We start from the raw sequence: 20,644 nt of genomic DNA, 5'->3' as shown, positions 1-20,644 counted from the left end.
ATGAATTTGATTGCTCATTACTTGTTTTATCGCTTTTCCATTAATTCGTTAGAATCAATGGGGCAGTTTTGCTCGTTGTTCAGTTTTCAAAGAACAATTCTTTTTCGTGTCAACCGCGTTTTGCTCAGCGGCGACTTTTATAATATATCACAGACGCCCAGATCAATGCAAGCTTTTTTTTAAAATTCTTTTTTGAAAGCTTATTTCCCTTGCTCATTGGCGCGAGATATAATGTAGCATACAATCTGGGCGGGCGTCAACCCCAATCGCTCTATCTATACAATAAAGTACTGAATACCCGCGATCAAAGCGATGCCGGGAACGCCCAGAACAACGACTGTACCGATCGTCGCAGGATTTAGCGGGATATACATTTTCGGAATCAGCCCTGAATAATTCAGTACATACAATACGACAGCTGCCAGCACGAGATGGACGGCAAAGCCCTTCAGCCATGCCATCGACAGTTTATTACGAAGCAATACAATCACTAATAGCAGAGATGAAATAAGCAGTGTAGCCAGCCAAATGATCTTCATTGCAGTGCCCCCTTCCACTCCGGCCATACCCGGCATGTCCTTTTGGCTACTCGAAGCAGCATCTCATATCGCTTCTCAGCCGTAATAATCGAATAGATGGCATAATCAATTTGATCTTGTCCTTCCGCAATATCGAAAAAACGATTCGCATTTACCCATTCCCGGTGAGCCTCCGCAATTTCTGAGCGCAAATGCTCGGTCCATTGCACCGTATCCATCTCTACTGCTGCACGGCGTTTAGACTCGGCTTGAACATTCTGATCCCTCTGACGAAGCTTAAGCATACCCATACGATAACATCCCCCTTTGCTTGTCCACTCCACCTACTGCCCCTAACTACTTCATATGTATGACAATAGGCTGAGAATAGAACAAGAAAAGGGACCTCTAACAATCGGCCAAAAAGAAAAAGGCTGCTTTCAAAGGAGCAGCAAAAGCTTCCTCTGAAAACAGCCTTATTATTCGTTAGCTTAATTCTCTACGGCCTTCCATCGCTTTGGAAAGCGTAACTTCATCCGCATACTCCAAATCGCCGCCTACCGGCAGTCCATGCGCAATCCGCGTAACGCGAATACCGAAGGGTTTCACCAACCGTGAGATATACATCGCTGTCGCTTCGCCCTCAATGTTCGGATTCGTTGCAAGTATGAGCTCCTGTACACGCTCATCACTCAGACGCTGAAGCAGCTCGGCAATACGGATCTGATCCGGCCCAATTCCCTCCATGGGAGAAATTGCACCTTGCAGCACATGGTAATGGCCCTGGAACTCCTTCATCCGTTCCATCGCGACTAAATCCTTCGATTCCTGTACGACGCAAATGACGGAGTTGTCACGCGACTTGTCTTGGCAAATGCGGCAAGGGTCCGTATCTGTAATATTGCAGCAGACAGAGCAATAAGTCAGATTCCGCTTGACGCTGACCAGCGCTTTGGCAAAATCGATGACGTCATCCTCTTTCATTCGCAGCACATGAAAGGCAAGCCTTGCAGCCGTTTTGGGACCAATGCCCGGAAGCCGTGAAAAGGCATCAATCAATTTCGCTATCGGTTCGGGGTAATACAAGAAGTGCAGCTCCTTTCAAGCAGCCAACAAGCAAACAGAGATCGTTCAATAATTAGAACAGACCAGGGATTTTCATTCCGCCTGTAAATTTGCTCATATCCTGGTTCGCCATATCGTCAACTTTAGCAAGAGCATCATTAACCGCTGTCAGAACAAGATCCTGCAGCATTTCTACATCATCCGGATCAACAGCTTCCGGTTTAATTGTAATGTTGGTGATTTTTTTGTGCCCGTTAGCTGTAACGGTAACTACACCGCCGCCTGCAGTGCCTTCAGCGGACTTATTAACGAGCTCTTCTTGCGCTTTCATCATTTGATCTTGCATTTTCTTCACTTGCTTCATCATTTGGTTCATATTGTTCATTCTAATCACCTCATAAATGTAGTAGATTCCATTTTCATTAATCTTTCAACATCAGCTTGAAGCTAATCTTCCTTGACGACGACCAAATCCTCGCCGAATAGCTTCACTGCTTCTTCCACCCACTTCGGTTGAGGCGCTGCCTCTCCCGTATCGATGGCATCGGCAGTAAGTTCGAGCGGATCTTCAGCGCCGCCTCCGCCGCCAGAGCGGTCAACTGCAGCTTGCCAATCTTTAAGCATGACGGTTGCAAGACGAAGCGGCTTGCCGATCACATCCTGCAGTACACGCTCGATAATTTCCCGGTGCGCCGGTTTCTCGGTTGTCTCCCGGTGCATCGTATTCTTGAATGCCACAAGCACCGAATCATCCGTTACCGAGACAGGTTCTCCGTCAACTAACCAAGCATGAACGGTGATCCTGGCTTCCTTCACCCGCTGAAGCACCTCGCTCCACTTCATACGGACCTGACCGCTTGCCGGACTGCCAGCAACTCCAAGGTATGGATCAAGCTTCACTGCAGCCAGCCTTACCCCGCCAGAATTGCCCGCTCCGCCAAAATTGCCTCGGCCGCTTGCACCTTGCTGGCGGTTGCCCGCAGCCCGGGATTGACCTCCGTCGCCGACTTGACCGCCGCCCGCAGCAGCGCCGCCGTTTTGCAGCACTTGCTCCAGCTTGCGCTCCAATCCTTCAATCTGCTGCCGCAGCCGCTGAATTTCTCCAGATGCCGGTGAGGCTCCCGGAGACGGTGCTTCGCCAGCGGCAGCAGAAGAACTGCTTGACGCCGGGTTGGCATCACCGGTGCAGAGCTTCATCAGCGCAACCTCGAACAACGTTTGCGGCTGTGAGGCATGCTTCATATCGGATTGATAGCGATTAAGCGTATCGATCATCTTGAATAGCCGTTCCGGTGTGAAGGCTTCCGCCATCGACCGGAATCGCTCGGCATCAACGACACGTTCCGTCGCCGCGCCTTGCGGAGCCAGCTTCAATACCAAGAGATCTCTGAAATAATAAATTAGATTTTCCATACATTTGTCCGCGCTCTTGCCCGCTTGCGTCAAGCTCTCGACAAGCGGCAGCACGGCCGCAACATTACGGTCCCTTACCGCTTCCGCCAATTCATAGAACTGCTCCGCCGCCATACCTCCGGTTACATCGACCGCAGCTTCCAGCGTAATTCTGGAATTGCCGAATGCTGATACCTGCTCCAGCAGACTAATCGCGTCACGCATACCGCCCTCTGATAGACGAGCAATATAGGAAATCGCGTCTTCATCGGCATCAATGCCTTCTTCGCGGCAAATTTGGATAAGCCGCTCAGACTGCTCCGCCAGCGATACCTGACGGAAATCGAAACGCTGACAGCGGGAAATAATCGTAGCCGGCAGCTTATGAGGCTCCGTCGTCGCCAGAATGAATATCACATGGCCCGGCGGCTCCTCCAGCGTCTTGAGCAATGCATTGAAGGCTTCGGCTGTAAGCATATGGACTTCATCAATTATATATACTTTGTAACGTACTTCCGATGGGGCATAGCGAACTTTATCGCGAATGTCCCGAATTTCATCGATGCCTCGATTGGAAGCGGCGTCGATCTCTACAACATCCATAATATGACCTGCTGTAATACCTCGGCAAGCATCGCATTCATTACAAGGCTCCGTCGCCGGTCCCCGCTCGCAGTTAACCGCCTTCGCCATTACTTTAGCAGCGGTGGTCTTACCCGTACCTCGCGGACCGTTAAATAAATAAGCATGCGAAACCCGATTCTCGCGAATGGCATTTTGCAGGGTCTGAATAATATGCTGTTGCCCGACCATATCCTGAAACGTCTGCGGACGCCAGGCACGATATAATGCAATATGTGTCACGCGGACCGTTCCCTCCAGCTTCCCGTTCGAATTCCCCTCTATTATACAACAACGACTCTCTGATAAAAACTACCGAACCGCCAGAATACTCAAATATAAAAACAAAAACACCCGCTTAAGCGATTTCGACCTCGTCGAAAAGCTCCACTGGTGTTATCCATTTGATACTATTGGTAAAAATATAAACCGTGCACCTATCCCCGATACATGCGAACCAGGCGGCATCCTTGCTCCCCAGCTCGAGCCAGGCACTCCCTCGGCACATGAACTAACCTGCTTACGGCTGCTTCCTTCCGGACCTGACCGGGTTCACAAGCGCTCATTGCGAAGGACCCAACTGTCAACACTGATCTTCAAGTGCCAAACCCTGCATCGACATAACCTCAGACAGGAATTCAACCTCGCTAAAGCGGATTGCGAGTTACAGGGCACCGCTAACTCCCCATCTAGCACGGCAAAAATAAGTATAGCCCATTCGACAACAAAGCGCAACTCATGGATCGGATTTCCATTTTATCAACTGCGCATCTTATGCCAATCTTTACTGATTTTTGTTAACGGGCAACTTCTGTCTTCACCTTGTAACGCGGCATATTGTACTGCACCAAGTTCTGCGCTTTCTGGCGGAGCTTATCAGCTTCTTCATCTGACAAACGGCTATCCACATGCAATAAGACACGAAGATATTCACCGTTAAAATAAAGCTGATTGCTCTTTACGCCCTCGCCCTTGAGCTGCGTCAGTACCTCGCCGGCAAATTTACCGTCGGATTTATAATTCAAATAGGAGAAATTGTTGGGAATGTTCGGGTTGCTGTTGGAATAGCCCATATAACCGTCATGGCCATAGGTTTTGGCTTGTCTGGTGCTGGGATTGCTTGCACACCCGCTGAGGCATACGGCTAGAGCCGCAATGGCTGCTGCTCCAATCACCGTACGCTTGATGCTGCTGCTAATGTAACCTTTATGCGCCAATTAAAAAACCTCCCTTCAACCATAGGATGGCTGCGGGAGGTTCTTGTATTCTGCCAATTAGCGGAATAATTAAATACCGTATTTCTTTTTGAAACGATCGACGCGGCCGCCCGCATCCAAGAACTTTTGCTTACCCGTGAAGAATGGGTGACACACGGAGCAAACCTCAACGCGCAGGTTCTGTTTAATCGAACCTACTTCGAAGCTGTTACCGCAAGCGCAAGTAATATTGGAGACGTGGTATGTCGGATGAATACCTTGTTTCATCTCGTTCACCTCTTTCTGCCCTGAGCCACATGCGGACCCAGAGTTAAAATTACACATACGGATTATAGCATGACACTATCCGCCTTGCAATGCCATTGTCATTTCCAATTCCGCCAACTATCTGCGCAGAGCAGCAGGAGGAAGATGCGTATAGGAGCCGATGACGACATCCGGCAGCTCTTCGCGGAAAATCTCCAGCATTTGTTTCATTCCGTAAATTTCGCCTTGCGCAGGAGGTATAAGCTCCAGATAGCTCTCCGGATCAATATTCAGGTTACGCATCTGAATGAGCTTTAATCCCGTACGTTTAGCAAAGCCGATCATCGCCTCGATCTCTTCCTCGCGGTCTGTCACGCCAGGGAAGATCAGATAGTTAATCGACGTATAAACCCCTTTGTCGGTCGCATACTTCAACGACTTCTCGACATTCGCCAGATTATAGGCACGCGGCTTGTAGTAAGCATTGTAATGATCGTCCAATGCACTAATCGTACTGACGCGCATTAGATCAAGCCCCGCATCGACAATCGCCCGAATATGATCGGTCAGACCGGCATTGGTATTGATATTAATGTAACCATGCGAGGTCTGGCTGCGCACCTGGCGCATCGCTTCTACGATAATCTTCGCTTGTGTAGAAGGCTCACCCTCGCAGCCTTGTCCGAAGCTAATGATGGATTCAGGCGTGCGAAGATGCTCCAGCATAATTTCCGTAACCTCATCCACTCTTGGCTTGAAGTTCATCCGGGTTTGCGGAGCGACAAAGCCGCTGTCATCCGGCTGTTCGGAAATACATCCGAAGCATCCTGCATTGCAGGAATAGGACACCGGTACGCCGCCCTCCCACCGCTGCAGGAACGTATTGGATGAAGTCAGACACTCATAACCGAGGGCACAGTTGGAAAGATGCTTGTACAGCCGGTTTTCCGGATATTTGTTCAGCAGCATATCCACCTGGCTTTTTACTTCACGGCGATCGCAATTGAGCGGATCCCATTTGTAAGGGTCATCGCTCTGCTCAGCGGCAACGTAAAACCCGCCGTTTTTCCATACCACTGCCGTATAGCCGAATAACGGAAACTTCTCGTTCTTATCGGTTTTGACATAGCCCGGAAGTGCAAGGCGGGTAAAGCCTTGCGGCAGCAATGCGCCAACGGCTTGAACACTTCCGTCCAGCAGCTTCATCTCACCCGTGTCGGGATCCATGCAGGCCGGGCGAGTATACGGCAAGCCGACGAGCGTTGCACCGCTAGGCAGAGGAATAAGCTCCTCCTCCATCAGTTCAACGATCATGTCACCGCTTCGGGCAAGCGCTATATATTCAGGATGATCGAATACATTCCCTTTCTCATCCGCATAAACCAAATTCATCTTGATGTCCTCCTTCGATCCGCTTACGAGCCCTGTGTCGAATGTGTCGAGCTAGAGCGCGGAGCAGGCCGTCTACCCGATGTCGACGATGTCGACACCGAACCGCTTTTCACACTGGATCGCGGCTGCTGTGGTGGTTTCTCCTCGGACGTATCGAGCGACAACAGGAACTCGCTGTTGGACTTGCTGTCCGCCAGCTTTTTCAAGAAGCCGTCGACAAAGTCGGGTGTATCGGTCATATTGCGGCGCACAACCCATACTTTCTCCAATTCTTCCTTCGTAAGCAGCAATTCTTCCCTGCGCGTGCCTGAACGGCGAATGTCGAGCGCAGGAAAAATCCGGCGTTCTGCCAGCTTCCGGTCGAGATGAAGCTCCATATTGCCTGTACCTTTAAACTCTTCATAAATAATATCATCCATACGCGAGCCTGTCTCGACCAACGCCGTAGCTAGAATCGTCAAGCTTCCGCCTTCCTCTACGTTACGCGCCGCTCCGAAAAACCGCTTCGGACGATGGAATGCCGCAGGGTCGATACCACCGCTGAGCGTTCTGCCCGATGGAGGCACAACAACGTTATAAGCACGCGCAAGCCGGGTAATGCTGTCCATCAGAATGACAACGTCCTTCTTATGCTCAACAAGCCGAAGTGCCCGCTCCAACACAAGCTCCGCTACTTTGATATGATTTTCCGGTAACTCGTCGAATGTTGACGCGATAACCTCGCCCTTCACAGAACGCTGCATATCGGTTACTTCCTCCGGCCGCTCATCAATGAGCAGCACAAAAAGCTCAATATCCGGATGATTCGTCGAAATACTGTTGGCAATCTCCTTCAGCAGCAGCGTTTTACCCGCTTTAGGCGGTGCAACGATAAGTCCGCGCTGGCCAAGGCCGACAGGTGCAAGCAAATCCATAATTCGCGTCGAAATTTTGTTGGGAGCCGTCTCCATAACGATTTTTTTCTGTGGATAGAGAGGAGTGAGTGCGGGAAAATGCAATCGTTCAGCGGCTGATGCGGGGTCTGTTCCATTCACGGCATTGACCTGCAGCAATCCAAAATACTTTTCCTTTTCTTTAGGCAGTCGGCATTTGCCTGATACGAGGTCGCCATTGCGCAAATCGAATTTGCGAATCTGCGAGGCAGAGATATAAATATCCTCTTTGCTTGGCAAATAGTTTATCGGCCGAAGGAAGCCATAGCCTTCCGGTAACACGTCGAGTATACCTTCCATAAACATAAATCCGCTTGTTTCCGCTTGCGCTCTAAGAATTGCAAAGATTAATTCTTTCTTTTTCAATTGCCCGTAATAAGGGATTTGATACTGCTTTGCAAGCTTGTACAAGTCGGTCAGCTTCTTCTCTTCCAGATCGGCGATCTGAAGATCCGTCATATTCTCACCACTTTGTTATATTTATTTCCGCTATCGAATGCTGATCTATCATTATATACCGAATTCGGTGCCTTCTATTCGCAAGGAGGCACCGAATTCAAGATTAAGAGGATTCTGTTTCACGCCATACATCGGCGCCCAGACGGCGGAGATTGTCCACGAGGTTGTCGTAGCCTCGGTCAATGTACTCCACGCCCGTAATTTCGGTAACGCCTTCTGCAACAGTCAATCCTGCAATAACGAGTGCAGCGCCTGCGCGAAGATCGGTTGCGCGTACTTTGGCAGCGTTAAGCGGACCGCCTTCAATGATGGCCGAGCGCCCTTCGACACGAATATCTGCACCCATGCGGGCAAGCTCCGGCACATGCTTGAACCGGTTGCTGTATACATAATCGGTCAGGATACTCACGCCAGAAGCTTGTGTAAGCAAGCTGGTCATCGGCGATTGAAGATCGGTAGCAAAGCCCGGGTACACCAGCGCTTTCACATCAACGGGAGTGTACTTCGGACCGCCAATAATACGGATGGACTCGTCCATTTCCTCGACGATAACGCCCATCTCTTCAAGCTTAGCCGTCATGGCTTCCATATGCTTCGGAATAACGTTATCGATAAGAACATCGCCGCGCGTAGCAGCAGCGGCAATCATATACGTGCCGGCTTGAATCCGATCCGGAATAATGGAATGACGGCAGCCGTGGAGGCTGTCGACGCCTTCGATCCGAATCGTCTCTGTGCCGGCTCCTTTTATTTTCGCGCCCATGGCGTTAAGAAGTGTAGCTACATCTATAATTTCAGGCTCTTTTGCCGCGTTTTCAATAATAGTAGAGCCTTTGGCCCGCGAGGCCGCAAGCATAATGTTAATCGTCGCCCCGACGCTGACAACGTCCAGATAAATTTTAGCACCGCGCAGTTCTTTCGCGGAGATATGCATAGATCCATGCTCATTGGTCACCGTAGCGCCCAATGCTTCAAACCCTTTAATATGCTGATCGATTGGCCGCGGCTCGAAATTGCATCCGCCGGGCAATCCAATTGTCGCTTCACCGAAGCGTCCAAGCATCGCACCCATTAGATAATAGGAAGCGCGAAGCAGCTTTACTTTGCCATTCGGCATTGGCTTTGCTTGAAGACGGGAGGGATCGATTCGCATAACATCGTCCTGCCTGTCCACTGTTGCGCCAAGATCTTGCAAGATTTCACTTAATACCGCAACGTCACTTAAGTGCGGCAAATTATCAAGTACGACTTCTGATTCCGCCAATATCGCAGCCGGAACCAACGCAACCGCGCTGTTCTTCGCCCCGCTGATCTGAACAGTGCCCCGCAGCGGACGTCCGCCGCGTATCATCAATTTCTCCATCTTCTTTGTTATCCTCCCGTTTCGTTGGAAGGGAACATAGGAAGAACCGCCGTTAAGGAGGCGCGCCAATCGGCGCGCTCGTCGCTAGATGGCGGTTCGTATCCCGTGCTCCGTTGATTACGCTTGGTTGTTGCTTCCGAACAAGCGGATTTTTTCTTGGATAACAGCTTTCATTGCATTACGGGCAGGCGTCAAGTATTTGCGCGGATCGAATACTTCGCTGTTAGCCAGCAATACTTCGCGGATTGCGTTCGTGCAAGCCACTTGGTTTTCCGTGTTGACGTTGATTTTGCCTACGCCAGCTTGGATGGACAAACGAATTGCTTCGTCAGGTACGCCGGAACCGCCGTGCAATACGACTGGAACTGGAATTGCGTCAGCAACCTTTTGAATGATATCATAGTGAATTTTAGGCTCGCCTTTGTACATACCGTGAGCCGTACCAACTGCGATAGCCAGACAGTCAACGCCAGTCTCTTCATAGAAACGGATCGCTTCTTCTGCATTAGCCAGCGTAGCGTCTTTCTCATCAACGCTCAGATCATCTTCAACGCCGCCGATAGTGCCCAGCTCGCCTTCCACGGATACGCCCATTGCGCGTGCCGCTTTAACGACTTCTTTCGTCAGCTTGATGTTTTCTTCCAGACCATAGTGCGATCCGTCGAACATAACGGACGAGAAGCCCGCGCGGATACATTTCATTGCAACATCGAAGCTGCTGCCGTGGTCCAGGTGAAGCGCGATTGGAAGACCGGATTTTTCTGCTGCGGCACGAGCCATAGCTACTGTAAACTCAATGCCCATATATTTCAGAGCGCCTTCGCTGACTCCGTAAATAAAAGGCGAGTTCTCCTCCATAGCTGCTTCAACAGTCGCTTGAGCAAATTCCAGGTTGTTCATGTTGAACTGACCGACTGCAAACTTGTTCGCTTTTGCTTTAGGCAAAAACTCATTCATCGATACCAATGGCATTTGTCTTTCCTCCTAAAATATCTTCTGTTATCGTCAAGCCCGTTCCGACTTGTCATTCTGAGCCATTATACCATATTGATTAAAGGAATGGTAAAGCTGTTTTGACAGGCCCCGCCCCGTATTCCATCGTTTTCCAATGAAAGCGTTACACCTGTCCAGATATAAAAAAAGGGTCCTGCTTAGGACCCAATCGCAAAACGGCTGTTGGAGTTGCCGCCATGAAGCTGCATATTGACTGCAATGCGCATCTCGTCGATATCAAACGGCTTTGTGAAATGCATCAGCGCGCCAAGATCGGTCGCTTCCTTGATCATGTCCAGCTCGCCGTATGCCGTCATCATAATGACTTTAATGTCCCGGTTGATCGTCTTGACATGCTTCAGAATCTCAAGTCCGTCCATTCCAGGAATTTTCATATCGAGCAGCACGAGATCCGGGCTCTCTGCTTTGACAATTTCCAATGCCAGCTTGCCGTTTGAAGCTTGGAAAGTGTTGTAGCCTTCATTGCTGAATACTTCCATCAGAAGTACCCGGATCCCGTTCTGGTCATCTACGATCAATACCTTCTTCTTCTCCAAATATATTACCTCCTACGACCGAGCACCAATTGGTCAACTCTTCCATAATCGTTAATATATTCGGTAATCAAAGGCTATAATCCTTCTGCTGCTTAGAAAAAAATTGGAAAATCTTTTCGGCTGATTTTATGCCGTATTATTGGCCCGAATAAGCCAGCGCCGCACGGACAAATCCGCGGAACAAACGCTGCGGACGGTTAGGGCGCGAAGTGAATTCCGGATGGAATTGCACCGCAAGGAACCAAGGGTGATCCGCAATCTCGACCATCTCAACAAGACGTCCATCCGGCGATGTGCCGGAAATACGCAATCCTGCGGCTTCGATCTGCTCGCGGTATTCATTGTTGAATTCATACCGGTGACGGTGACGCTCATAGACGAGCTCCTCGCCATATTCGCCTGCTGCAAGCGAGCCTGGAACAAGCTTACAAGGATAGAGGCCAAGGCGCATCGTGCCGCCCATATCTTCGATATCCTTCTGATCCGGGAGCAAGTCGATAACCGGATAAGTTGTCGAAGGGTTGATCTCCGAGCTGTTGGCGTTGTCGAGACCTGCAACGTTGCGGGCATATTCGATAACCGCTACCTGCATGCCAAGGCAAATACCGAAGAATGGAACCTGGTTCTCGCGCGCATAACGGATCGCGGAAACTTTACCCTCGATGCCGCGATCACCGAAGCCGCCTGGCACAAGAATGCCGTGAACGCCCTGCAGTCTGTCCCCTACATTCTGATCATTCAGCTCTTCTGCATTGACCCAACGCAGCTTCACTTCAGAATCCGCGTCAAAGCCAGCGTGGCTTAGTGCTTCTACAATGCTCAAATAAGCGTCGTGGAGAGCAACATATTTGCCGACAATCGCAATTTCCGTCTTATGGCGGAGCGATTTCACACGATCAACAAGCGCTATCCATTCGGACATATCCGGCTCGTTTGTGTTCAGCTTCAGGTGGTTGACCACAATCTCGTCAAGCCCTTGCTCGCGAAGCATCAACGGAACGTCGTACAACGTTGCTGCATCGCGGCATTCGATAACCGCATTCGCGTCAACGTCGCAGAACTGCGCGATTTTACGCTTCAAATCTTCAGCAAGCGCATGCTCGGTACGCGTAACGATTACGTTAGGCTGAATGCCGATGCTGCGAAGCTCTTTTACGCTATGCTGAGTCGGTTTCGTTTTCACTTCGCCAGCTGCTTTAATATAAGGAACGAGGGTAACATGAATGTACATCACGTTATCGCGTCCAATATCGCTTTTGATCTGACGAATCGCTTCCATGAACGGCAAGCTTTCGATATCGCCGACCGTACCGCCGATTTCAGTAATTACGACGTCGGAGCCTGCTTCTTTACCCGCACGGTAGACGCGTTCCTTAATTTCGTTCGTAATATGAGGGATGACTTGCACCGTTCCGCCCAAATATTCGCCGCGGCGCTCTTTGCTGATTACGTTGGAATAGATTTTGCCAGCTGTAACGCTGCTGTACTTCGTCAAATTAATGTCGATAAAACGCTCGTAGTGCCCGAGGTCAAGGTCGGTTTCCGCGCCATCGTCGGTTACGTAGACTTCACCGTGCTGATAAGGGCTCATCGTCCCTGGGTCAACGTTGATATAGGGGTCGAATTTTTGGATCGTCACTTTCAAGCCTCTGTTCTTCAGCAAACGCCCCAGCGATGCGGCTGTGATCCCTTTACCCAAAGAAGAGACAACGCCTCCGGTTACAAAAATGTATTTCGTCACTGTGTGAATACCCTCCAAGCTCCTATGGTTATGATTAGGTTTGCCCATTTGTCCGATAAAAATGGATATTGTACAAACAAAAAAAGTGACACCCGTCTTCACGGGGCACTTTTCGTTTAGCATATTATTAAAATACAAGAAAACATAAGGCAAACCTGCTTATGTCATCCCTATATTTCACCGCAAAACGCTAGTTCGCCGCCAAGCTGTTTGGAGTCTATATGCCCCTGTTAGCTTCACGGTACTGTTAAGCGAATCTTAAAGCCCATGCAATAGTTTACATGCCCCAAATGCACCTGTCAAGCGTAAAGCTGGCCTAATTCAGCATCTCCAGCTTTTGCATACGGACAGGCAGAATGAGGGAGGAAGAACTGGCTGCGGGCAATAAAAAGAACGAAGCCTCCATCTGGAGACTTCGCCCTGCGAAAGCAACGTTACTTATCGTCGCTGTCGTCCTCATCGTCTTCGTCTTCATCATCGTCCGAATCCGCGTCTTCCGCGTCTTCATCCGCATCTTCATCGGAGAGATCCTCGTCGATTTCTTCATCGTCGATAGCAACCTCTTCGTCAACCTCAGCCTCTTCTTCGGCTTCTTCGAATTCACGATCTTCGTCATACACATCGTAATCCTCTTCGTCCGCTGCGTAGGTTTCTTCTTCCTCATCTGCGAACAGATCCTCAACATCGTCATCGTCATCATCGTTAATAATGCGCGGACGCTTCGCGTTCGAAATCGGATCCTCGTTACGCTCAACCGGATACCACCGCTTGAGGCCCCACATATTGCTGCCGACGCAAGCGAAACGGCCATCAATATTAATTTCCGTATATACCTGCGCGATAACCTGATTAATCCCATCCGCAGAAAGACCGCGAATTTTCGCAATTTCCATCATCAGATCACGGTAGTAATAAGGGGTATTAGCCGCCTTCAGCACTTCAAACGCCAAATCGACCATAGGCATTTCCTTAATGCGCTCAGCATCAAGCTTCAAAGTAATTCCGCCGCTGCTCATATGGACACATCCTCTCTTGCCATCTTCTATATTTACAGGTGCATTCCTTTATCACAGTATAGTAAAACCTATTTCCTTCAAAAAAGCAAGCTCGCTATGTGTGAAGTACCTTCACTACCGGGCTTGGACATATAAGCAAAAAGCGAAGGGCTGTCCTCAATGTCATTAGCTTAACTTTAACTTAATGACATTGGGGCTGTCCCCTTCGCTTTGACTGTATCCATCCGGACGCACACCCCGGGTGCGGCCCAGAGACGTGAGAGCCCCTAAGAGCTCTTGCTTCATCCTATGTCCCGAGCCGCTTTTTGACACGGTTTGAAGCCTAATTATATGAAAAAAGGCAAGTGGCTCATGCGGGGCGGAGCGCTCGTTCATACAATAGTTCAGCATCGTCCGTCGGGAGGGGACGCGAAAATTGGATACAACCGCTTTTCTCCATTGGTTGCAGGACACGGTTGCCGCAGAAGATGGTCCATCGGCAATCAGACGTATCATTCGCTTCCAGGAACCTAGCGATTACAGCCGGTTTCTGCGCGAATGGTCAGATATGTCGACGCCCTCACAGCTGAAAGCCGTTCAGCAAATACAAATTATTCGCGCTATTTCCTGCCGTCTTCCCGCCAAAGAAACGCTGTCGCGTTTCGCTGGGCGGGTGTGGATCGAGAACGATTTCCGCATTACCGTAGACGCTGCCCCGCAAAAATCGTTGTCCGCCGAGAAAGGAATTCCGTGGGGCATCCAGCATGTGAAAGCCCCTCTTGCCTGGAGTACGACAACGGGTCATCGGATTAAAATCGGAGTCATCGACACTGGTGTCGATTTCAGTCATCCCGATCTGCGGCAATCGCTGTCGCGAGGTATTAACTTGATTAACCGGAGCATGCTTCCCCACGACGACAACGGCCACGGTACGCATATCGCCGGAACGATCGCGGCCGCCAACCAAGTACACGGCATGATCGGCATCGCTCCCCGTGCGCAAATCTACCCGGTGAAAGCGTTCGACCATAATGGGAGCGCTTTTGTGTCCGACATTATTCTCGGAATCGATTGGTGCGTCCGCAATAAAGTGCAGATCATCAATATGAGCTTCGGTATGAAAATGCGCAGCAAAGCGCTGCTGAACTCCATTACGAACGCCTATAATGCAGGCGTTATTGTCGTTGCTTCATCCGGCAATGACGGCAAGCGCCGCTCGGTCGACTATCCGGCCCGATACCCGCAGACGGTATCGGTTGGAGCTTCCACAAGGCTGCGGCGCGTTGCGCCGTTCAGCAACCGGGGAGCTTATATCGACATCTACGCACCCGGCGACAAAATCGTATCTGCCTGGCTGCGCGGCAAATATCACGAAATGAGCGGAACCTCTATGGCTACGTCTCATGTTAGCGGCGCGATTGCCCTGCTGCTGGCCTATAAGCCGGGACTCTCGCCTGCCGATATCAAGTCGATTCTGAAGCGGTCCGTTCAGCCGCTCCGGGGAACGAAAGCGCCGAAGCTGACCGGCGAGCTTGATATAATGCGGATGCTCCAAGCTGCGGATCGATAAATATGATGTAAGCCGGCAATGGCATAAAAGGCTTGCCTGCGACGTCCAGCTCTCGGACGTTGCGGGCAAGCCTTTTGACTATTGGCTGTTGCAGCGCTAGGGAGCGCTGTCTGACACGTGCTACATCCGCTCTGGAGCGGATACGCCGACAAGGCGCAGCGCGTTGGCAATAACGGTGCGAACCGCGCCAAGCAGCGCGAGGCGCGCTTGCGTTTGCGCAGCGTCCTCGGTAATGACGCGCTCCGCTTTGTAATAGCTGTGGAATTGCGAAGCCAATTCGTACACGTAGCGCACCAGGCGGTGCGGTGCGTATTGCTCCGCCGCTTCCGAGATTTCCTGTGGCAGCTCGCCGAGCTTGCGAAGCAGGTCGAACTCCGCCTCGGAAGCCAGCTTGCCGAGGTCGATGCTCGCAAGGTCCGCAAGTGCCCAGCCTTGCTCCTCCGCTTGGCGGAAAATGCTGCAGATGCGGGCATGCGCATACTGCACATAGAATACCGGGTTCTCATTGGACGTCGAGATCGCCAGATCCATGTCGAAATCCAGATGCGAGTCCATGCTGCGCATCGTGAAGAAATAACGGATGGCGTCAACGCCGACTTCATCCATCAGATCCTGCATTGTTACCGCTTTGCCGGTACGCTTGGACATCTTGACCTTCTCGCCGTCCTGGAACAGGCTGACCATCTGAGCAATCAGTACAACCAGCTTGTCGGGGTCGTTGCCCAGCGCCGCCATAGCTGCTTTCACACGCGGAATGTAGCCATGGTGGTCGGCGCCCCAAATATTGATCATCCGGTCGTAGCCGCGGCTGAATTTGTCGCGGTGATACGCAACGTCCGGCGTCAAATACGTGTACGAGCCGTCATTTTTCACGAGTACGCGGTTTTTGTCGTCGCCGTAAGGCATCGTCGAGAGCCATGTCGCGCCCTCTTCTTCGTAAACTTGGCCTTTGGCCTTCAGCGCATCCAGCGCCTGCTCAACTTGACCACTCTCGTACAGCGACGTTTCGCTGTACCAGATGTCGAAGCCGACCCGGAAGCGGCCGAGGTCGCGCTTGATTTTGTCCAGTTCCTTCTCCAGTCCGAACTGGCGGAAGAATGTGAAGCGCTCTTCATCGGACAGCGACAGCAGACGGTCGCCCTCTTGCTCAGCCAACAGCTTGCCGAAGCCTACGATATCCTCGCCGTGGTAGCCGTCTTCCGGCATTTCTGCCGCTTGGCCTAGCGCTTGGCGGTAACGAGCTTCAATAGAACGGGCCAAGTTGTTCACTTGGTTGCCGGCATCGTTAATATAATATTCGCGGGTTACTTCATAGCCTGCAAAGTCGAGCACGTTGCAGAGCGCGTCGCCTACAGCTGCGCCGCGTGCATGGCCAAGGTGAAGACTGCCCGTCGGGTTGGCGCTGACGAACTCGACTTCAACACGTTTGCCCGCTCCAGTCGCGATGCGGCCATAGTTGTCGCCTGCCGCCGTTACCTCTCCGATTACGGAGTACAGGTAGCTTTTGTCCATACGGAAATTAATAAAGCCGGGGCCAGCAATTTCAGCCGATTGAATGCCGAATTTCTCGCCGTTCAGGTTCGCGATAATCATCTCCGCGATTTGGCGCGGATTTTTTTTAGCCAGCTTCGTCAATTGCATCGCTGCATTCGTCGCCAAGTCGCCATGCGCCTTATCCTTCGGAACCTCCAGCACGAAAGCAGGCAGCTCCTCGCGTGCAGCCAGACCTCCAGCTACTGCCGCATCCGCGATAGCTTCCTTTACCTTGTCATACATTTGATCCAATACATTCGTACTCATATTCCTCGCAACCCCCTAATGATCATAAGCGATAAGCGCTCATTCTGTTCATGCCCAACTCAGCAGTTATGTCTTCATACATAGAGTGAATTAAAGCTCTTAAGCTTCCGGCTGCTCCGCCTGTGTGACCTGCAGCCGATTGTGGAACCGCCCTGATATCTCGCCATTCACCCAAATCTCGTACTTCCATTCTATCGTAAAAGGCGGCGCCATATCGGCATCATCTCTTCCTCCGCCAGCGCGAACCGACAGCTTCTTCGTATCCGTCTCCATCTGGAATGACGTATACGGGGACCGATAGCTGCCCGGCTGTCTTCCGCCGTCCCGGACAAAGAGCTGATCCGATTCCACCGCGCCCCGCCTTGTAATGAGCATTTCATCAGGCCGGCAGCGGATAATGGTCCGTACCGCTTCCCCATCCTGCCCTTCTTCATAGCGAAGGTACACAGACCTGTCCTTGCGGAACCACTCGCCCGGATATTGATGGCGGGTCGTCTCGCTGCCCTGCTTGCTCTCCAGCGTGACGATCACTTGCATTCTGTCTGGCATCGCATTGCTCCTACTTCCCAGTCTTCTCGTATGTTACTACTATATACAGGTAGCCTACTAATTTCAACGGTTACTAGTCCTCCAGATGGGGCAGCAGGACGCTCCACGCCTCGATCCGGTCCTCCAGGTTCCGCATCTTCTGAGTCGGTATCGGACTGGAGGATGGCAGTTTAATTGTCGCAATGGATTGGAATGCCGGGTGATCGCGAAAATATTTGCGGAATGTATCATAGGCCTTGCTTCCATTAAAAGCAAAACACCGCAGGCCCGGATATTGCGCAAGCAACGCCGGCAGATCATTAGGCCGCTCATCGCGTATATTAACGTCCAGACTGCCCTCCCGCTCACAGGACTCAATAACGTCGAATACAGCAAGCCGGTGCTCCTGCAGGAAGTTTAGCCTGCGGCTGTAATCCTCGTCTGGTGTCCCTGCACCAAACAGACCGTAAACGATCCCCCACAAATAATTGCGCGGATGCGCATAGAACTGCCTGTGCTCCAATGACTTTACGCTTGGCGCAGTGCCGAGGATCAGCACACGGGCACGTTCGTCAATGACAGGCGGGAATGAGTGTATGCGTTCCATGTTCGTATCAATCCCTTCATCTATAATATAACGTTAGCAATCAATCTTCCTTAATGCCTTTTCATTAGCTATTTCCTTCTATTCTACACCAGTTGGCAGCCTGTATGCTTTTTCGAATTATTTCATGGCATTCATAAAAACAGACAATAATTAGAAATTTTTTACATAAGTAGAAGTATTATCATTAGTCTGAGTTGAAAAATGTGGTAGAGTTGTCATTTGGGTGAGGTGTTAAATTCATCCAGACATCTGGTTTTAGGGGGAGTACTACATGTTAAAGAAATGGTTGAGCAGCTTTACTGCACTAATAGTCGCTCTAAGCTTATGTCTTCCTGGCACAGGAGCCGTTTATGGCGCCGAAGCGATTAGCAGCAAAGAAGTAAAATCCGCACTTACAGACATTAAAGGAACCTGGGCGGAGAAAACTATCGAAAATCTGGTCAGTCAAGGTGCTATTCGAGGTTATGAGGATGGCACATTCAAACCTGATAAATCGATCTCGCGCGCTGAGATCATTACGGTAACGAATAAACTATTCGGTTATACGGAAGTTACCACATCTACTTATAAGGATGTCACTTCAACCAGTTGGTACGCGGTAGAAGTCGGGAAAGCTCAGAAAGCCGGTTATATTTCCGGTTATTCTGACGGAACCTTCCAACCGGAACGAGCAGTCACGCGGCAAGAGCTTGCTGTCCTGATCGCAAAGCTCCTCAAACTGGAACCTTCCGATTCAGCGAGCCAATATAGCGATACTGTTGCAAGCCCGACCTGGAGCAAAGACGCAATAGGCGCGGTAATTGACGCAAAAATTATGACAGGCTATACAGGTAAGCTGTTCAAACCTGCGGCAAACGTCACAAGAGCAGAAGCAGTTACCGTACTCGAACGGGCTTACGGACAGCTTAGTACGGTTTATGACCAAGCAGGCGTCTTTGGACCAGAAACCGGTATCGAGCAAATCAAAGGAAATGTCGTGATCAACGCAGCCGCTATAACACTGCGCAATGTTGAAATCAACGGCGACCTTCTTCTGGGCGAAGGAATCGGCGAAGGCGACGTAACTTTGAATAACGTAAAAGTTAGCGGTACAACAACCGTACGCGGCGGCGGCGAAAACAGTATTCATTTCGAAAATTCCATTATGGTAACCGTCGTTGTCGATAAGGCAAGCGGTAAAGTTCGTATCCTTGTCAACGGGGCCACTCAAATCGCCGAAGTTTCGATTCAATCCAACGCTAAGCTGGAAGCTGAGACCGGCGCTGAAATTAACAGTGTAACTTTGGCGAAAGCACTTCCTGCAAATTCGAATGTGCAACTGGTTGGCGCATTTGAATCGGTTAACATCATTGCAACCAATATTGTCGTTGATATTCCTAAAGGCTCAATAAATGAATTGAACGTAGACGAGACTGCGAATGGTGCCAAGATTAATGTCGGCAAAGAAGCAGCAATCATATCCATAGTTCTAAATGCTGCAACAAGCGTACTAGGACAGGGCAAAGTCCAAAACGCAACCATTAATGCCGCGGGTGTCTCACTAGAGAAGACACCTGAGCAAACCAAGCTCGGTTCCAATGTACCGGCAGATACGAAAGTTAATGTTGGAGGAAAAGAAACCATTCCCGGGCAAAACCCTGTAGGTGGAGGAGGCGGAGTTGGTAATCCGGGAACAGGAAATCCTGGCCCGAGTCCAACTCCAAACCCGAATGAAGGCGGTGGAGTTACTCCTTTGCCGACAGGACCAATTCCTATTCTTTCTAATGTCCAATATGAGTCCACTGTGGGAGACAGTGTCTATGCCATTAGCAATCTAGACGGTTCAATCTATATTGCAGAAAGTGGAACGACCCGCAATTCTATCGTACTGGAGGAAGCGGTACGCGTTGGAAAGGCAGTTAAAACGACTGTTACGGCAAATCAAGGTGTAAATATCGACACCACAGGTTTAAGCATAACGAAGGTTGACTTTTTGTTAATTGCAGTAAGCCAAACAGGACAAGTATCTGATCCTGCATATATTCGATTGTTTGCAGCAACTCAAGATCCATTTGAATTCTCTACAGCAGGCTTCAGACCAAACACCAATACCGATATTATATTTTCATTCAACAAAAAAATTGTAAACAACCTTAGCACCCTAGATGCTTTAAAGGCAGCCCTTACATTCTCTTCGGACGGTGTAAATTTTTCTCCACTCCACGAAAACGATCAAGTAAGACTTATCGGCAATCTACTGGAAGTAAAGTTTGCTACTCCCTATACCGGGGAAAATAATCAGTTGCGTCTAACGGGCGGTTCAGTAAAAGACCTATACGGTAACGTTTATTCCCGAGATATTACCTCTTACAAAATCAAAGCAAGCATACAGTTATTTAAAGTATCTAATACTTCAAAATTCAAAGCAGGCATTGATTCAATTATGGTAAGAGTGAGTGAGCCAACTACCGTATATTTAGTCCGCAACCTTACTTACAATACGGTATACGATATTGAAAATGAAATCGTATCCGGGCGAGGTAAGAAGCTTATAGTTACCGACCCTAATCAGAATATCGATTTCGCAACCGACGGCCTTGTACCGGGTGAATATTCTTTGCGAATCTGGTCAGGCAACAGCTTCAATGTTACTATCGAGTAATCATGTG

19 protein-coding genes and 1 other RNA gene are annotated in these 20,644 nt (G+C 50.1%); 2 read left to right on the top strand and 18 right to left on the bottom strand.

The genetic code is table 11. The annotated features are described in order from the left end of the window. Positions 1 to 275: 275 nt before the first annotated feature. The 15 genes from TY10_RS27470 to rpoE form a co-directional block, all read right to left on the bottom strand. A complete protein-coding gene (locus TY10_RS27470; protein WP_042171130.1) occupies positions 276 to 539 on the bottom strand; it encodes a pro-sigmaK processing inhibitor BofA family protein in 264 nt (87 codons plus the stop codon). Beyond that, on the bottom strand, positions 536 to 829 hold the full coding sequence (locus TY10_RS27465; RefSeq protein WP_042171128.1) for a DUF2508 family protein: 294 nt from the start codon (positions 827 to 829) through the stop codon (positions 536 to 538). Before TY10_RS27465 ends, TY10_RS27470 begins: the two co-directional genes overlap by 4 nt. Before the next feature lie 175 nt (positions 830 to 1,004). After that, entirely contained in the window at positions 1,005 to 1,604 is a 600-nt protein-coding gene (gene recR, locus TY10_RS27460; protein WP_042171125.1) for a recombination mediator RecR, read from the bottom strand. A 52-nt stretch (positions 1,605 to 1,656) separates the two neighbouring features. After that, entirely contained in the window at positions 1,657 to 1,968 is a 312-nt protein-coding gene (locus TY10_RS27455) for a YbaB/EbfC family nucleoid-associated protein (protein ID WP_042171122.1), read from the bottom strand. Positions 1,969 to 2,030: 62 nt separating this feature from the next. Then, positions 2,031 to 3,839 carry a DNA polymerase III subunit gamma/tau gene (gene dnaX / locus TY10_RS27450; protein ID WP_042171119.1) on the bottom strand — a complete coding sequence of 603 codons (1,809 nt, stop codon included), beginning with the start codon at positions 3,837 to 3,839 and terminating at the stop codon, positions 2,031 to 2,033. Positions 3,840 to 4,025: 186 nt separating this feature from the next. After that, positions 4,026 to 4,294, bottom strand: an RNA gene (ffs, locus tag TY10_RS29500) — signal recognition particle sRNA large type. A 99-nt stretch (positions 4,295 to 4,393) separates the two neighbouring features. Continuing rightward, the gene (locus TY10_RS27445) at positions 4,394 to 4,813 is read right to left on the bottom strand and encodes a hypothetical protein (RefSeq protein ID WP_042171116.1); all 420 of its coding nucleotides are present in this window, start codon (positions 4,811 to 4,813) and stop codon (positions 4,394 to 4,396) included. Positions 4,814 to 4,882: 69 nt separating this feature from the next. After that, positions 4,883 to 5,080: a 50S ribosomal protein L31 gene (gene rpmE / locus TY10_RS27440; RefSeq protein ID WP_042171114.1), complete on the bottom strand. Its 198-nt coding sequence runs from the start codon at positions 5,078 to 5,080 to the stop codon at positions 4,883 to 4,885. A 117-nt stretch (positions 5,081 to 5,197) separates the two neighbouring features. Continuing rightward, complete coding sequence (locus TY10_RS27435) at positions 5,198 to 6,451, bottom strand: radical SAM family protein (protein ID WP_042171111.1); 1,254 nt, start codon at positions 6,449 to 6,451, stop codon at positions 5,198 to 5,200. Positions 6,452 to 6,474: 23 nt separating this feature from the next. After that, positions 6,475 to 7,842: a transcription termination factor Rho gene (gene rho / locus TY10_RS27430; RefSeq protein ID WP_042171109.1), complete on the bottom strand. Its 1,368-nt coding sequence runs from the start codon at positions 7,840 to 7,842 to the stop codon at positions 6,475 to 6,477. Between the two features lie 103 nt (positions 7,843 to 7,945). Further along, entirely contained in the window at positions 7,946 to 9,205 is a 1,260-nt protein-coding gene (locus tag TY10_RS27425) for a UDP-N-acetylglucosamine 1-carboxyvinyltransferase (RefSeq protein WP_042171107.1), read from the bottom strand. Positions 9,206 to 9,322: 117 nt separating this feature from the next. Beyond that, entirely contained in the window at positions 9,323 to 10,177 is an 855-nt protein-coding gene (fba, locus tag TY10_RS27420; protein ID WP_042171104.1) for a class II fructose-1,6-bisphosphate aldolase, read from the bottom strand. 179 nt (positions 10,178 to 10,356) lie between these two features. Then, positions 10,357 to 10,755 (bottom strand): response regulator, encoded by a 399-nt coding sequence (locus TY10_RS27415; protein ID WP_042171102.1) that lies wholly within the window; start codon positions 10,753 to 10,755, stop codon positions 10,357 to 10,359. 136 nt (positions 10,756 to 10,891) lie between these two features. Continuing rightward, positions 10,892 to 12,496 carry a CTP synthase gene (locus TY10_RS27410; protein WP_042171100.1) on the bottom strand — a complete coding sequence of 535 codons (1,605 nt, stop codon included), beginning with the start codon at positions 12,494 to 12,496 and terminating at the stop codon, positions 10,892 to 10,894. Between the two features lie 434 nt (positions 12,497 to 12,930). Then, on the bottom strand, positions 12,931 to 13,512 hold the full coding sequence (gene rpoE / locus TY10_RS27405) for a DNA-directed RNA polymerase subunit delta (RefSeq protein ID WP_042171097.1): 582 nt from the start codon (positions 13,510 to 13,512) through the stop codon (positions 12,931 to 12,933). A 415-nt stretch (positions 13,513 to 13,927) separates the two neighbouring features. On the opposite strand from rpoE, the gene TY10_RS27400 reads away from it, so the two are divergent. After that, on the top strand, positions 13,928 to 15,061 hold the full coding sequence (locus TY10_RS27400) for a S8 family peptidase (RefSeq protein ID WP_042171094.1): 1,134 nt from the start codon (positions 13,928 to 13,930) through the stop codon (positions 15,059 to 15,061). A 120-nt stretch (positions 15,062 to 15,181) separates the two neighbouring features. On the opposite strand, the gene argS is transcribed toward TY10_RS27400, so the two are convergent. The 3 genes from argS to TY10_RS27385 form a co-directional block, all read right to left on the bottom strand. Then, the gene (argS, locus tag TY10_RS27395; RefSeq protein WP_042171091.1) at positions 15,182 to 16,861 is read right to left on the bottom strand and encodes an arginine--tRNA ligase; all 1,680 of its coding nucleotides are present in this window, start codon (positions 16,859 to 16,861) and stop codon (positions 15,182 to 15,184) included. A 99-nt stretch (positions 16,862 to 16,960) separates the two neighbouring features. Then, a complete protein-coding gene (locus TY10_RS27390) occupies positions 16,961 to 17,410 on the bottom strand; it encodes a YwiB family protein (RefSeq protein ID WP_042171087.1) in 450 nt (149 codons plus the stop codon). A gap of 73 nt (positions 17,411 to 17,483) precedes the next feature. Beyond that, on the bottom strand, positions 17,484 to 17,996 hold the full coding sequence (locus TY10_RS27385; RefSeq protein ID WP_042171084.1) for a DNA-deoxyinosine glycosylase: 513 nt from the start codon (positions 17,994 to 17,996) through the stop codon (positions 17,484 to 17,486). Between the two features lie 271 nt (positions 17,997 to 18,267). Here TY10_RS27385 and TY10_RS29290 point away from each other — a divergent pair, with 271 nt between their 5' ends. Beyond that, the gene (locus tag TY10_RS29290; protein WP_052350811.1) at positions 18,268 to 20,637 is read left to right on the top strand and encodes an S-layer homology domain-containing protein; all 2,370 of its coding nucleotides are present in this window, start codon (positions 18,268 to 18,270) and stop codon (positions 20,635 to 20,637) included. The last annotated feature ends 7 nt before the right edge of the window (positions 20,638 to 20,644 follow it).

This window comes from Paenibacillus gorillae (genome assembly GCF_000513275.1).
GTDB lineage: Bacteria > Bacillota > Bacilli > Paenibacillales > Paenibacillaceae > Pristimantibacillus > Pristimantibacillus gorillae.
This window is presented reverse-complemented; position numbering and strand designations above follow the sequence as displayed.